At 45.2% G+C, this 13321-nt stretch carries 12 protein-coding genes and 1 pseudogene; 5 read left to right on the top strand and 8 right to left on the bottom strand.

The window, feature by feature from the left end; all coding sequences use genetic code 11:
• Positions 1-21: 21 nt before the first annotated feature.
• The 3 genes from dnaX to L4D76_RS16060 form a co-directional block, all read right to left on the bottom strand.
• On the bottom strand, positions 22-2304 hold the full coding sequence (dnaX, locus tag L4D76_RS16070; RefSeq protein ID WP_428441908.1) for a DNA polymerase III subunit gamma/tau: 2283 nt from the start codon (positions 2302-2304) through the stop codon (positions 22-24).
• Between the two features lie 174 nt (positions 2305-2478).
• Positions 2479-3039 carry an adenine phosphoribosyltransferase gene (gene apt, locus L4D76_RS16065; RefSeq protein ID WP_428441907.1) on the bottom strand — a complete coding sequence of 187 codons (561 nt, stop codon included), beginning with the start codon at positions 3037-3039 and terminating at the stop codon, positions 2479-2481.
• 179 nt (positions 3040-3218) lie between these two features.
• Positions 3219-3617, bottom strand: coding sequence for a YbaN family protein (locus L4D76_RS16060; RefSeq protein WP_428441906.1), 399 nt, complete (start codon positions 3615-3617; stop codon positions 3219-3221).
• 322 nt (positions 3618-3939) lie between these two features.
• Between L4D76_RS16060 and L4D76_RS16055 the strand changes: the two genes are divergently transcribed.
• On the top strand, positions 3940-4302 hold the full coding sequence (locus tag L4D76_RS16055) for a conjugal transfer protein TraR (RefSeq protein ID WP_428441905.1): 363 nt from the start codon (positions 3940-3942) through the stop codon (positions 4300-4302).
• Positions 4303-4479: 177 nt separating this feature from the next.
• Here the strand turns inward: L4D76_RS16055 and L4D76_RS16050 are convergent, their stop codons facing one another.
• Together L4D76_RS16050 and L4D76_RS16045 are read right to left on the bottom strand one after the other, a co-directional pair.
• Positions 4480-5118 carry a YccT family protein gene (locus L4D76_RS16050; protein ID WP_428441904.1) on the bottom strand — a complete coding sequence of 213 codons (639 nt, stop codon included), beginning with the start codon at positions 5116-5118 and terminating at the stop codon, positions 4480-4482.
• 165 nt (positions 5119-5283) lie between these two features.
• Complete coding sequence (locus L4D76_RS16045) at positions 5284-6267, bottom strand: porin (protein WP_428441903.1); 984 nt, start codon at positions 6265-6267, stop codon at positions 5284-5286.
• Positions 6268-6802: 535 nt separating this feature from the next.
• On the opposite strand from L4D76_RS16045, the gene dinG reads away from it, so the two are divergent.
• The 4 genes from dinG to L4D76_RS16025 all read left to right on the top strand — a co-directional run bounded on the left by dinG (position 6803) and on the right by L4D76_RS16025 (position 11348).
• Positions 6803-8881 (top strand): ATP-dependent DNA helicase DinG, encoded by a 2079-nt coding sequence (gene dinG / locus L4D76_RS16040; protein ID WP_428441902.1) that lies wholly within the window; start codon positions 6803-6805, stop codon positions 8879-8881.
• Positions 8882-9001: 120 nt separating this feature from the next.
• The gene (gene priC, locus L4D76_RS16035) at positions 9002-9553 is read left to right on the top strand and encodes a primosomal replication protein PriC (RefSeq protein WP_428441901.1); all 552 of its coding nucleotides are present in this window, start codon (positions 9002-9004) and stop codon (positions 9551-9553) included.
• Between the two features lie 63 nt (positions 9554-9616).
• The gene (gene rsmS / locus L4D76_RS16030; protein ID WP_428441900.1) at positions 9617-9778 is read left to right on the top strand and encodes a pleiotropic regulatory protein RsmS; all 162 of its coding nucleotides are present in this window, start codon (positions 9617-9619) and stop codon (positions 9776-9778) included.
• A 238-nt stretch (positions 9779-10016) separates the two neighbouring features.
• Entirely contained in the window at positions 10017-11348 is a 1332-nt protein-coding gene (locus tag L4D76_RS16025; RefSeq protein ID WP_428441899.1) for a hypothetical protein, read from the top strand.
• Between the two features lie 80 nt (positions 11349-11428).
• On the opposite strand, the gene L4D76_RS16020 is transcribed toward L4D76_RS16025, so the two are convergent.
• From L4D76_RS16020 to L4D76_RS16010, 3 genes and pseudogenes are all read right to left on the bottom strand, one after another.
• Positions 11429-11845, bottom strand: a complete 417-nt coding sequence (locus L4D76_RS16020) for a MarR family winged helix-turn-helix transcriptional regulator (RefSeq protein WP_428441898.1) — start codon at positions 11843-11845, stop codon at positions 11429-11431.
• Positions 11846-11869: 24 nt separating this feature from the next.
• Positions 11870-12787, bottom strand: a complete 918-nt coding sequence (gene dmeF / locus L4D76_RS16015; RefSeq protein WP_428441969.1) for a CDF family Co(II)/Ni(II) efflux transporter DmeF — start codon at positions 12785-12787, stop codon at positions 11870-11872.
• A 275-nt stretch (positions 12788-13062) separates the two neighbouring features.
• Positions 13063-13321: pseudogene (locus L4D76_RS16010) on the bottom strand (IS4 family transposase); the annotation flags it as partial.

The following is a 13321-nucleotide window of genomic DNA, read 5'->3' as shown; positions in this document are numbered from 1 at the left end:
CTCTCTATTGGTCTGGTTAATTTATAACGGCCTAACGCTGTCTTCATCTAAAACAGCGGCAAAGCGCTGACAGATAAAGTTCACATTTGGATCACTCTGTAAACTCTGTTTCGCCTGATTGAGCTTCTGTTGATAAAGCGCTTCTCGCCATTCAAGTGGCGATTGGCCCTTTTCACTCAGCTCAATCGATAATTCTACGGGTACCGCCAGCAACTCATTCAGTGCTTGAGTTAACTGCTCCCGGGCTTTTGGACTATCAAGGTGTCCCTGTGACTGACGTAAAGACAAAATAACCTGATTGCCATTCTGTTCAAACGCTGAATTCAACGCTAACTGCTGGACCAATCGTCCTACATCTAGCTTAGTCACTAAATCGGACCAACTATCCTGATTTGCCGCTTCCTTGACAAGCAATTTCGCCATCTCTGGTGTTTTTTCGTGTTCTAATGCCTGCTTGATATACCGAGGAGCCACATCAACCTTCACCGCTTCAGGCTCTGCCGCCAGCATCGGTTTCCAGCGATACTCATCCTCTTCTAATGGCTTTTCGCCCTGAGAAAAATTGTTTGCTTGAGATGAAGCCATCGACGCTGGCATCGCAGTGTTTCCCGAGACAGGAGCAGAATGTCCTGAAGCCGGTAAGTGTGAGCCAGAATGCTTATTTGCAATCCGATCTAACACATTCGTTGCGACTTTTTTAGCTAACGTCGATTCATTTTTTTTTGGCGATTGCTCTTCATTACCGCGTTTAGTATGGCTGCGTAATTTATTACGCGCAGCCAGCAAACCCGATGCCGCCGATTGAGGCTGCGGCGGTTGCTGTTGTGATAATTGCTGCTGTGATGCGGTCGACATATCATGTACCGGAGAGGCCGGCTGTACCGTTTGCGGCGCAGTAACTATTGGTTCAGCTGGCGGTGCCATTTCTGGCGATGTCATCAGCGGCTGAGAAGCGGCTGGTGCCGTATCCGGCTCGCCCGGCTGAACCGGTAGTTGCGGCTGTGAGTTCATCTGCGCTTTCAATGCCTGGACGCGCTGTATACCCTGCTGCGGTACCTGCTGCTGCGGAGCCTGCTGTTGTTGTACAAGCCCCTGATTCAAGTGAGCGGTATTCACTGGTGCGATGTTTGCAGGAGCCGTGTTTACAGAAGCCATGTTTACAGGAGCCGTCGGCTCACTTGTCGGTACCGCAATAGCCTGGGGGATGATCCCCTGCCCTGCAACCGGACGGAAAGCTAACATCCGTAGCAATACCATTTCTAATCCGGTACGGCCATCGGGGGCAAAAGCCAAATCCTGGCGGCCTTGTAAGGCAATCTGATAGCACAGCTGTACATCTTGTGGAGACATCGCCGTACTTAAGGTAACAATACGATCAGCATCGGGGGCACTTTGATCTAACGCAGCCGGTAATGCCTGATACATCGCAACCCGATGTAATTGCGCAGCCAACTCGCGCAGCAAGCTATCCCACTCAACGCCGACATTCGCCAGCTCTTCCAGACTCGCCATTGCAGGTTTAGCATGACCTTGAGCGACAGATTCCAGCAGGTATAACGCTTGATCGGTATTTAAGGTACCGAGCATCGCTGCGACAGAACCTGCATCTATCTGACCATTACCCAGCGCAATGGCTTGATCGGCCAGGCTCAATGCATCACGCATACTGCCTTCAGCCGCACGCGCCAACAGATTCAACGCCTTCGGTTCAAATTCAACGTGTTCTTGAGTTAATACGTTATCAAGCTGAGTCTGGATCTGGGTGTTATCCAGATGCTTAAGATGGAATTGCAAGCAACGGGATAAAATCGTCACCGGCAATTTTTGCGGATCAGTCGTTGCAAGAATAAATTTGACGTATTCCGGTGGCTCTTCAAGGGTTTTCAGCAGCGCATTGAAGCTATGACGAGATAACATATGTACTTCGTCAATCAGATAGACCTTAAAGCGACCGCGGGCCGGTTTATACTGAACGTTATCAAGCAGTTCGCGGGTATCTTCAACTTTCGTTCTTGATGCCGCATCAATTTCTAACAGATCAACAAAACGACCTTCATCAATTTCACGACAAGTATCACACTGACCACAAGGTGTTGCAGTTACTCCCTGCTCACAGTTCAATCCTTTGGCAAAAATACGCGCAATTGTCGTTTTACCCACACCCCGGGTACCACTAAATAAATAGGCATGATGAAGACGGTTATGTGTAAGCGCGTTGGCCAGTGCTGTTAATACATGGGACTGCCCTACCACATCAGTAAATTGATGTGGTCGCCATTTACGTGCCAGAACCTGATAACTCATGTGATATAACCTTACTGAATCGTTATTATTCAGTATATTTCCGTAGCGATTCAAGCCGTCAATGCTAACACAGAGAGGAAAATGGAGCGAGAGGGCACTATCGTGAGCGCCCAATCATTAGCCAAATTCACACAAATCTGACCGTTAACGTTTTAAGTTTTATATGAGTCGATATTAGTGACCGTCAAAATCACACAGGCTAAATACATTCAGTCCCATACCACTCAGGCGTTCTTCTCCACCGATATCCGGCAGATTAATGACGAACGCTGCATCTTCAACCAGGCCACCTAAGCGGCGTACCAGCTTAGTTGTCGCCTCAATCGTACCGCCGGTTGCTAATAAGTCATCAACGAGCAGGATCTTATCGCCTTCAACAATCGCATCAATATGAATTTCTAACGTATCTGTTCCATACTCAAGCTCATAACTCTCGGCAATCACTTCACGTGGTAATTTTCCCGGTTTGCGAACAGGTACAAAACCAACACCTAACTCAAGCGCCAATGGTGCACCAAACAGAAAACCGCGCGCTTCTGTACCGATGATTTTAGTAATTCCCTTATCGCGGTATTGCTCAACCAGTACCTGCATAGTGGCGCGATATGCTGCAGAATCTTCCATCAGACTTGTGACATCACGGAACAATATGCCTGGCTTTGGGTAGTCAGGGATAGATTTGATGCTATTTTTAATCAGGGCTAACTGGTCTTGAGTCGCGTATTCTTGAGTCATAGTTGTTTTCCGTGCACCACAATTCGCCCTTCTACAGGCATGGTGCTTAAAGCGAATTAAACGCCCGCGACGGTAAAGTGCCAGAAGCAGACGGGGATCCTAATACCAATGACACTAACTACTCACCCAAACGGTATCGGCGATAATCAGTAGCATTGGCATTATCTCAGCACGCAATACTATTGATTTTTTTTCGTGGGAGCAACTCGCTCTACGATTGGCAAACGATTAAACCAGAAAAGTAATGTCGCCCCGATCACAATCAGCATAATTTTATGCCCGAGGTGAGGCACCAGGGTAAGAGAGAGGGCAAAACTAAGTATTATCGTAATATAAGCGCGGCGTTTCACCGTCGATGATACCGCCCGGTTTTCGTGCCAGTTAGTCAGAACCGGGCCGAATTGTGGATGCTTATGCAACCAGCAACTCAGCCGGGGCGAGCCGCGCATGAAACAGGCACTGGCCAATAGCAAAAAAGGCGTCGTGGGTAATAAGGGAAGAAAAATTCCTATCACACCTAAAACCACACACAGCGAACCACAAATGACCAGTGTGGTTCGCTTGATCAGCTCTTTCACTACCAACTCCTTTCCAATGCCCCTTCACACAAATTGTAACCGAAATTCTAATGCGTTATAGCCTTATACCCGGTTACTGTGTCAGTGTCAGTATCCCGATACAGGTTAAACTTGCCGGTAAGGTTGCAATAAGACAAGCGGCTGATATAACGTTCTGAAGCTTCTTTGAGCTTCCTTTATTTGATATCAGGGCATGAAACAGACAAAAACCGAAGGAAAATACGGGTATTCGGGCGAAGACTCATAAAGATTTGATTCAAATCACAATCAAAGAATGAAAGCGTTTTAGACTAAATTCATCATCAATAATTAAAAAACGACTATGACAACGTCAGAAGCTATCTATCAGCAATTACAAACGACTTTGGAACAACTGCACGTTGCGCTAGCCAAAGAGCTCAAGCACGAGATGCTTTTAAACACCTTGGTGCCTTCAGCGACGGTGATCGAAACTACGGATCTCAATGATCTGATCATGATGGCAAAGTCCTCTTTTATTCCAAACTTATTTGATCTGGCGATCAGAATGGAAAAAGTTGACGCTGCAGTCTGCTCGGTCAAATTAGGGATGTATGGCTTGTGCGTCGATTGTGAAGAAGAAATTGAGATCGATGACTTATTAGAAGACCCGGCTCAACCCCGCTGCCATGCCTGCCGTGATCACAGCCGATACCACCATGACTGACCCCAGACTTTCCTGCGTTAAATCAGCCTAATTAGGGCAACCTACCTAAGCGGATCTGTTGCCCATCGCTCTATCATATAACCCAGGCAACCTGCTGTAGGTATAAGGCATGTTCAGGTATAAAAAATGGTCTTGCTGTAAACACGCACCTCAATACCTGACGGTACAATAGCCTGATTAATTAAAGTCGTGCTCAGCCATCCAAATTTTAAAGGCTTTTTTCTCTTTTCCAGACGCTTTGGTGTACCACATTTTAAGCTGAGTCAGCGAGTCTCCGGTGATTTTCACCTCACCCTGCTCGGTAACCTGAACGGCCACTTTTTCCAGATCAACCGCATAGCCCTGCTCGAAGACAATACCATTCTTACTGTTATACTTTGCGACTAAAGCTTCCATATCGCTAAAGGATCCAAAACCTTCCCCTTTCAGCTCTGTATACTGAATGGCTTCTTTGAAACCGTCGGCATACTCCAGCGACCAGTCGGCACCACGGTCAAAGTGTGCTTTTGCCTGTGACAGTGTCGTCAAGCGCGGCAACACAATCGTGGCATCTTTATCGGCCACGTCCAGATCGAACAGGTAAGGCCGGGTGGTAAATACGGTATTTTTAGAACCATTTTTAACTTCACCGTCAAACTGAACCACGATCTGATGTTTACCTTCAGACAGCTCCACATGCTCTGTCGGTGACCAGTATGATGATTCCACTTTTTTACCATCAACCACCAATAACTTTATATTCTGGCTGGTCGATAACGTCGCCGCTTGAGCGCCCACAGATAGTAAAGCCAGACTCGCCAGTGCTAATTTCTTCATCTGAATCCTTTTTATGCCAATCGCATTAAATCATTACCCATTCAGAGTATCTCAGGTTTTTTAATACAAAGGTATTGGGTTACAACGATAAATATGAAACTCAAGATAGCAGAAAGCCGCCATAGCGGCGGCTTTCTCAAGAAGTATTCTCAGATTACATCAATCTTAGAATGATACTTCCATACCAGCTACGTAACCGAACTCTGAATCATCAACATCAGAGCTACCGATTTCGCCGTATACTTTAACATTGCTGTGCAGCTGCTGAGTTACGTTTGCGTAGAAAACGTTAGCTTCTTCGCTCAGTTTATCAGTAGTACCCTTAGATTCTGGGCTCCAGTATGTATAACCTACTGCGAAAGTAGTCTTGTCCATAGTGTATGAACCCGCAAGTGCTGCAGTATCCGCTTCAACTTTCTGGCTTGTATCAGAAGCTAGCTCATAGTCAACCTGACCGAAAGAGGCAGCAAACGCGAATGCATTGAAGACGTATTCTGCTTCTAGCTGGAAGCCTTCGATGTCTAGAGTTGCGTCACCACCTGTGAAAATATCAAACTTGCCAGTGCTTACGTCTTCACCAGAGTACAGGTAAACACGTGCGTCTAAGTCACCGAAACGTGCACCTAAACGACCTTCGTAAACAGTTGCTTCGTCTTCAGTTTTGCCTGTTTCAGTCAGAAGTGCATCGGCAGCCGCATAGAACTGGCCATTGTCGAATACGTATTTGATGATCTGGGAACCAGATGCCTGTACGAAATCAATACCGTCACCGCCTAGCTCGTAGTCTTTACCAATGCCTGTATCATCAGCAAGTAGGTATTGACGACCGAAAGTAACCGTACCGAAGTCACCGGCAAGACCAACCCAAAGCTCATCGTTAGTTACTTCGCCAGATTCCATTTCGAATGCAAGACCAGCAATTGCGTTCATGCTGTCAGAAATAGCAACTGTAGTATTTACACCCAGGTCGCCATCATCCAGACGGATTTTAGAATCGCTGTCTTTTTCATAACCCTGGAAGTACTGAACTTCTGCAGCACCTGAAAGGTCAGTTTTAACGCCGTCTGCGTCATATAGGTTAACGCCTGCAGTTGCAGAACCTGCAACTAGTAGAGCTGGTACAGCTAGTGCTAATAGAGTCTTTTTCATGATATCCACTGCCTTATTCTTATTGAGTATGGAATTTCCGTTTCCAGAATTCCTTTTCTTTATATTCTCCTGGTCATCCATCTGCTTTAAACATCAAGAGAAAAAACAACCAAGAGTGAGTAACTTGTGGAACTCATCGTGCAGAACTTCAAACCGCATGTCAAATCTTCTAAAAACATGCTCAATAAACATCAAACTAGTTAAAAACCAATAACTTGCATCCGGATGAGATTAATTATCAGACACAATTGAGAGCTGAGATGTCAAGGCTGACTTTTTAACAAGACAAAATAAACAGAATTTAATCTCGAAATAAACATAAAAACACAGCAAATAAACCTAAATTACCACAAAAAAATACCATTAATGGTTATATCATTGTTTTTGAACAGCTTGAGATTACCCCCTATAAAGGTTCAATCTTATTTCGTGATGAGAATCTCATTTTATTTATAAACTATTCAGAAATTTGTCTCCGCTCACATTTAGGGCTTCGTGCTATAATCCCCACCCCTGCCACAACGAAGTTTGCGAAATGTTACACAGCCAGATTAAAAGTGATATCAAACAATGCTATGAGAACCTGGGAAACCAGCTGGACAATTTTATTCCCCGTCGAGCACAAAACTACCTGGTTGCAGAAATCGCCAAAACTCTGGCTGGTGAATATCATCCGAAACACCGAATGTTAGTGGCAGAAGCCGGGACAGGCATTGGGAAGTCATTGGCTTATTTGCTGGGTGGGATCCCCTTTGCACAATTTAATAACAAAAAATTACTGATCTCGACCGCGACTGTGGCATTACAAGAACAGCTGATAAACAAAGACCTGCCCCTGTTTAACCGAATTTACCCCAGAGAATTCAGCTTCATTCTGGCAAAAGGCCGTCAGCGCTATTGTTGCACCCATAAACTGGAAGCATGCTGTGCGACAGACAGCGACCCGCAAGTAGCATTATGGGAAGAAAAACCTAAAAAATCTGATTTAGAACTTTTAAGAAGAATGCTAACAGCCTGTCAGGAAAGGAAATGGGATGGTGATCGTGACAGCTGGCCAACCACGATCCCTGATCGGGTCTGGCAACAGATCATGGCCGACAAGCACAGTTGCCATGCAGGCATGCCGAAACACCGTAGCTGTCCATTTGCCAAAGCCAGAGAGCATATGGATAAAGCCGATGTCATTATTGCCAACCATGCCCTGCTGATGGCAGATATTGAGCTAGGCGGGGGCGTGATCCTGCCTGAGCCCGAGAATACAATTTATATCATTGATGAAGCGCACCACTTGCCGCAAGTCGCGCGAGATTTCTCGTCCGCAGCCGCCAGTCTGAAAGGTACTGCCAGCTGGCTTGAAAAGCTGAACCAGTCCGTCAGTAAACTGGCCGAGCTGGCTGAATACAGTAAAGCCGGGCGCTTTCAGAACACCTTACAAGAAAATATCCAGCACCTGATCCCCACGCTGCGCCAGATGGCCACGAACATCGATCCCACCTTGTTAAATAAAGATGGTGTCTATCGCTTCGAACACGGCGAACTACCTGCCTGGCTGCAAGAACAAGCCAAAGACTGTAAAGAGGCGAGTAAAAAAGCCGGGCAATCACTGGGTAAGATCCATGATTTAATTTCCGAACGGTTAAAAGAAAACGAAATAGTGCCTCGATTGGGTGAGCAAGCCCTGGCTGAATCGGGATTCTACCTTCAACGTCTTGAAAACCTGGAAAAGGTCTGGACATTAATGGCTCAGCCGAACAAGGATAAAGGCGCACCTTTAGCACGCTGGATAGAAAAAAGCCCAGATCGGGAAAATGATTTCATTGTTGAAGTTTCTCCCCTTGAGGTGGGTTATCGTCTCGATCAGTTACTGTGGAGCCGAGCAGCTGGCTCAATCTTGGTATCGGCAACCCTGCGCGCGCTCAATCAATTTACCTATTTCTGTCGTCAGGCCGGTATCTCAGAAGATGATGGTACTCGCTTCCTGGCTTTAGCATCACCGTTTGACTATCAGAATAACGCCCGCTTAGTCATTCCGGCACTGCCACTGGAACCACAGGCCGATAAATTTACCGACTTACTGATCAAAACGTTACCGGAATACTTAGAAGGGGAAACAGCTAGTCTGGTGCTATTCTCTTCCTATTGGCAAATGAACAAGGTCACTGACCAGCTTCGCCCTCTTGCGAAAAAAAATAAGTGGCAATTACTGGTTCAAGGCGAAGAATCGCGTCACATTATTCTAAAGAAACATAAAGAGAACTGTAAAAGCGGCAAAATCAGCATTTTGTTTGGCACAGGAAGTTTCTCTGAAGGCCTTGATTTACCAGGAGAGTTACTGACAAATCTCATTATTACCAAGATCCCGTTTGCAGTCCCGACATCTCCGGTTGAAGAAGCGCATGCGGAATACATTGAAAGTCGTGGTGGCAATCCTTTTTTACAAATTTCAGTTCCTGAAGCCAGTAAAAAGCTGATCCAATCGGCTGGCCGTTTACTGCGAAAAGAAGATGATTCTGGTAGAGTCGTGCTGCTTGACCGCCGGGTGATCAATCGCCGTTACGGCAAGGCATTACTTGATGCACTGCCGCCTTTTAAGCGTGTGATTGAGTACGCTTAAAAAGAGTAACGATCTAGGTTCTAGTTTCTAGGTTCTCGTTTCTCGGTACTCGGTACTCGGTACTAGGTTAGAGGGCCACTTTGCCCATAAAGTAGACACGAATATTCAAGGTAATCGCCAATGTCTGATCTCGCTCGCTTAGAAGCTATCATTGTCCAACTGACGACCGAAGCAGCTCAAATTGACCGCCGGCGTGGTGAAGCCTCACGGCCTTTGTTTGATGAGCAATTATTTCGTTGCCGCAGCAAGCTACTAACGCCGTGCGTTGATGAAATCCACAGTGAAATAACAGCATTGCGTAAAGAACGCCAGGCCGGAAAGCTGCAAGCCTCTCGGACTCAACATATCTGCGAGAAAGTCATCGCTCAAATTCAGGCGGTTCAGCGCGAACTGGCGACGTTGAAAATCCGTAAAAATGAACCCAAAAGACCAGGAAGCTGGCGCCGTCCAATCAATGAGCTCTATCAGGATCTGTCCCAGCATAAAGATTGGGAGCGCCGTCTGGCAACAATGCTACGAGATAAAGAACTGTTGTTCAGCCATTGCTCGACAATTGCTGAGCAGCAAAAACTGCAAAAAGAAATACTGGCGCTTGAAGGGCGTTTATCACGTTGTCGTACCGCGATGGTAAAAATCGAAAAGAGCATTAGTCATCGTGAACGAAAAGGGTAAAGTGTTCACTGTGTCCTATTCCCATCAACTCGTACATCACATTCACCATGTAAAAAGGTCAGTATGAAAAAAGACAACTCCTCTGCATCGCTGACAGATGCCCCTGAAGACATTCAACTGGCTGTCGATCTCATTTATCTGCTAGAAAGTAATGAGATCGAGCCTCAAGTGGCTCTCTCTGCTCTGGAGATCGTAAAAAAAGATCTGGAAGCAAAATTAGAGTAACGTTTCAGTTTTTGGCACTTATTCATTAGGGTCTGTTTAAATAAAGAGTCATAATATTGACTCTTTGTTTAATTAAGCGTCATTTAATTAACGTTTTTTGTGCTAACAGCACATTATTTAAAATATCATTTCATCTTTATTCGAAAATAAATAGAATGGACTTTTCAGGTCATCATTAAATGTCACTCAATAATAATAGTGATGGCTAATACTTTTTTCCCATCACTAAGGTTTATTCATGAAGAAGGAATTTCGTATCGCTGCGATTGTTGCAGCCATTACGCTATCAGGTTGTGCTTCAGATTCTAATTCAACGGCCAACCTACCATTAGAAACCAATCAGATTCAAAACGAAACTCAAATTCAGAATGTAACCCAAGCACTTAATTTAGCTAACAATACATTAGAAGATTCACACAAGATGGAATTAGCTTGGTTTGCGACAGTGCAGTTAAAAGATGCCGTCGATGCCCTGAATGAAGCCAAAGAGTATTACGCTGAATTTGAACATGATCCATCTGAAGCAAATAGCAGTGCTGGTATATTCAGTTCTAAAACCAATATTCAGGCAACTCAAGATGCATTAACAGAATTTAATGTTTATATTCAAAAGGCTAACGCTATACGTAGTGAAGCTTTAACGGTATTAGAAGATGCCTTTAGTTATCGCAAGCAACTGGATAGTATTGAGGCTCTGAAATATTACCCGACTACGGCTAAACAATTAGAACAGCAACTAAAGAAATTGGTTAATTACGTTGCCAGTGACAACACTGAGAATGCAATCAAATACCAGCCAGATCTTGTGCGAAAACAACGCGCTCTGGAAGTCAAAACAGTGACCAAAATTTACCTGTCTGACAGTCAGAAAGAGCTGAAACGCCAGAAAACAGCGGGTATCAGCAGGCATGCTCCCGAGACACTGCGCCATGCTGAAGCGACACTAAAAGCGGCAGAAGCTTTTATTAACGCTGAACCAAGAGCCATCTCGCGCATTACTGACAAAGCGGAAGAAGCCCGCTTTGCACTTGCTCATTCACTGCAAATTGCTACGGCCGTAAAAAAGCTGAAAGCGATGCCGGAAAGCGATTATGAGCGCCACATTGTCAGCTATGAAAAAATTCTGCTGCAAGTCAGCGTCGCTCTTGGCTCTGGTGATCTGCGCGATCAGCCTATATCCCAGCAAGGCAAGCATCTGGTCAATCACATCAGAACTAATCTGCAAGGGCAAAACGACAGCCTGATTGCACAGCAAAAAGCCGAAGCCGAGTTAGAGAATAAACACGATCAGAACAGTGCTCTACAATTACAACTCGCCGAATTTAAAGCAACATCAGCCCAAGAGCGCCGGGTACTCAGCGAAGATAATAATCGCTATTTACAGCAGATTGCCGAGCTGTCGGCACAGCTAAACCGGGCTAAATTGCCACAAGCCGCCCCGCTTAAGCAAGTCACTCCGGTAAAACATGCTGCAGCAGATGAAAAACCTGTACAAAAAACGGAAGTTTCAGCAATAGAGACTCCTGCGGAGAATGCTCCAGCAGAAACCACCGCTGAAGCGACAAGCTAATCGAATAGCTTTTATTGCATAAAAAAAGAGCCTTTGATCATCAAGGGCTCTCTCATTTTTACGGTGTCTTTACAGCGCGGTTAAAATTCCTGGTTTATTTTAATCAGGTATGACAATAAATTACGTCGCTCGGCATCATCGAGTTTCGCTGTAATATCCTGCGTCAGAGTCAGGTGCAAGTTATCATGCTCCTTAAACATCTCAATGCCCTTCGCGGTAAGCTCAACTAATATCGAGCGTCGATCTGATTCATGCGGACGACGTTGGATTAAACCTGCATTAACCATTTTATCCACCTGAACAGTGAGTGTGCCGGTCGTTACACCTATTTTATCAGCCAGCTCTTTCATTCTCATCGCGCCATGCACTCCGAGAATTTCCACGACATGAACCTGAGGTAGCGAAACCCCTTTACCGCGTACAACTGACTGCTCCCATGACGAGAGCTTTTCATAAAACTCAATAATCGTATGATTTAACTGTTCAAGTTCTTTCATTCAACACCCATGGCCCTAGCGGTATTAACCACTCTGGCACTTATTCACTTCGATGGTCAGATGGCTGATTTTATCGAAATCAGACAGTAATTGCTTGTAATACTGTATCGACTTTGGCTCGTGCGTCACTAACGAAATAATCGCCGCATAATGATTAGCACTCACTCTCCAGATATGCAGATCTGCCACCTGATTACCACTCTCGCTTTCAAGCGCCATCACCACTTTTTCTTTATAGTCACGATGAATGTTGGCATCCAATAAGATCGGGCTGGTTTGCTTCATCAGCCCATATGACCATCGAGTGATGATGACGGCTCCGACAATCCCCATCAGTGCATCCAGCCAGTTAAGACCGTAGTACTTACCAAAAAATAGCGCAACAATTGCCAGTAATGAGGTCAGCGCATCCGCCAGCACATGAAAATATGCCGCTTTAAGATTATGATCATGATGATGGTGATGGTGATGTTCGTCATGGTCGTGGTCGTGGTCGTGGCTATGATGATCTTTAAGCAGGAAAACACTGACAATATTTACCGCCAGACCGATAAATGCGACAAAAATAGCCTCATTAAACTGAATCGCCTGGGGGGAAATCAGCCTTTGCAAGGACTCCACCAGCATAACGAAAGCAACTAAACCCAACGCAATCGCACTGGCAAAGCCTCCTAGTACACTGACTTTCCCCGTTCCGAATGAGAATGCTTCGTTATGAGCATGCTTTCTCGCATATCGGTAGGCAAAAATAGTGATCATAAAAGCAGCGGCATGCGTGCCCATATGCCAGCCGTCAGCGAGTAATGCCATAGAGCCAAACACTGTACCAGCCGCAATCTCAGCAACCATTGTGAGCAATGTCAGCCACAGTACATAGTAGGTTCGCTTCTCACCCTGCTCATTGAACGAAACATAATCGTGGCTATGCTGCCACTTTGCCAAAGATTGAGTATGCACGAACTTCTCCGGTGTAATTATAAGTTGTTTGAATTGCTTGTATCTTGATAATCAAACTATCTTTGCAGCATATAGTTTGAATATCAAGGTAAATTATTAAAAACAGACAAGATGAAGCTGAAATATCTCAGATCTCAATTAGAGGCGGGTGAATGAAGGTATGGATAGCTGAAGCTTTCAATATGAGGATGCAATAAAAACGCGGAATATCTGAGAGCTGTTTACAGAAACAACAAAAGCCAGCAATTGCTTAATGCCGTTCACTTAACGTGAGCGGCATTGTTTTTTCTAACGGGATATCGGTTTTTTGAGCACTTCAATACTCTAGGGTAACTTCGTTCTCTTCTAGCAGGTAAAATAAACTGCTTCGCGATCTCTTCTAGTACCATTACTTGTTTCGGTATGTTCCCTGGTGTCACAAATGGCAACTGCGTTAACTCATGAACAATATGCAATGCCGCCCCATGAAAACTGAGTTGATTGGGAAAGACTCCTTTTAAACTACTAGCCATCAATACC

The sequence above is a fragment of the Photobacterium sagamiensis genome, assembly GCF_050337085.1.
Classification (GTDB): domain Bacteria; phylum Pseudomonadota; class Gammaproteobacteria; order Enterobacterales; family Vibrionaceae; genus Photobacterium; species Photobacterium sagamiensis.
The sequence above is the reverse complement of the archived record's forward strand: the minus strand, read 5'-3'. Positions and strand labels throughout refer to the sequence as shown.

Coding starts and splice junctions, on each gene's coding strand:
- dnaX (WP_428441908.1), bottom strand. CDS start 2,304: ATGAGTTATCAGGTTCTGGCACGTAAATGGCGACCACATCAATTTACT.
- apt (WP_428441907.1), bottom strand. CDS start 3,039: ATGACTCAAGAATACGCGACTCAAGACCAGTTAGCCCTGATTAAAAAT.
- L4D76_RS16055 (WP_428441905.1), top strand. CDS start 3,940: ATGACAACGTCAGAAGCTATCTATCAGCAATTACAAACGACTTTGGAA.
- L4D76_RS16050 (WP_428441904.1), bottom strand. CDS start 5,118: ATGAAGAAATTAGCACTGGCGAGTCTGGCTTTACTATCTGTGGGCGCT.
- L4D76_RS16045 (WP_428441903.1), bottom strand. CDS start 6,267: ATGAAAAAGACTCTATTAGCACTAGCTGTACCAGCTCTACTAGTTGCA.
- dinG (WP_428441902.1), top strand. CDS start 6,803: ATGTTACACAGCCAGATTAAAAGTGATATCAAACAATGCTATGAGAAC.
- priC (WP_428441901.1), top strand. CDS start 9,002: ATGTCTGATCTCGCTCGCTTAGAAGCTATCATTGTCCAACTGACGACC.
- rsmS (WP_428441900.1), top strand. CDS start 9,617: ATGAAAAAAGACAACTCCTCTGCATCGCTGACAGATGCCCCTGAAGAC.
- L4D76_RS16025 (WP_428441899.1), top strand. CDS start 10,017: ATGAAGAAGGAATTTCGTATCGCTGCGATTGTTGCAGCCATTACGCTA.
- L4D76_RS16020 (WP_428441898.1), bottom strand. CDS start 11,845: ATGAAAGAACTTGAACAGTTAAATCATACGATTATTGAGTTTTATGAA.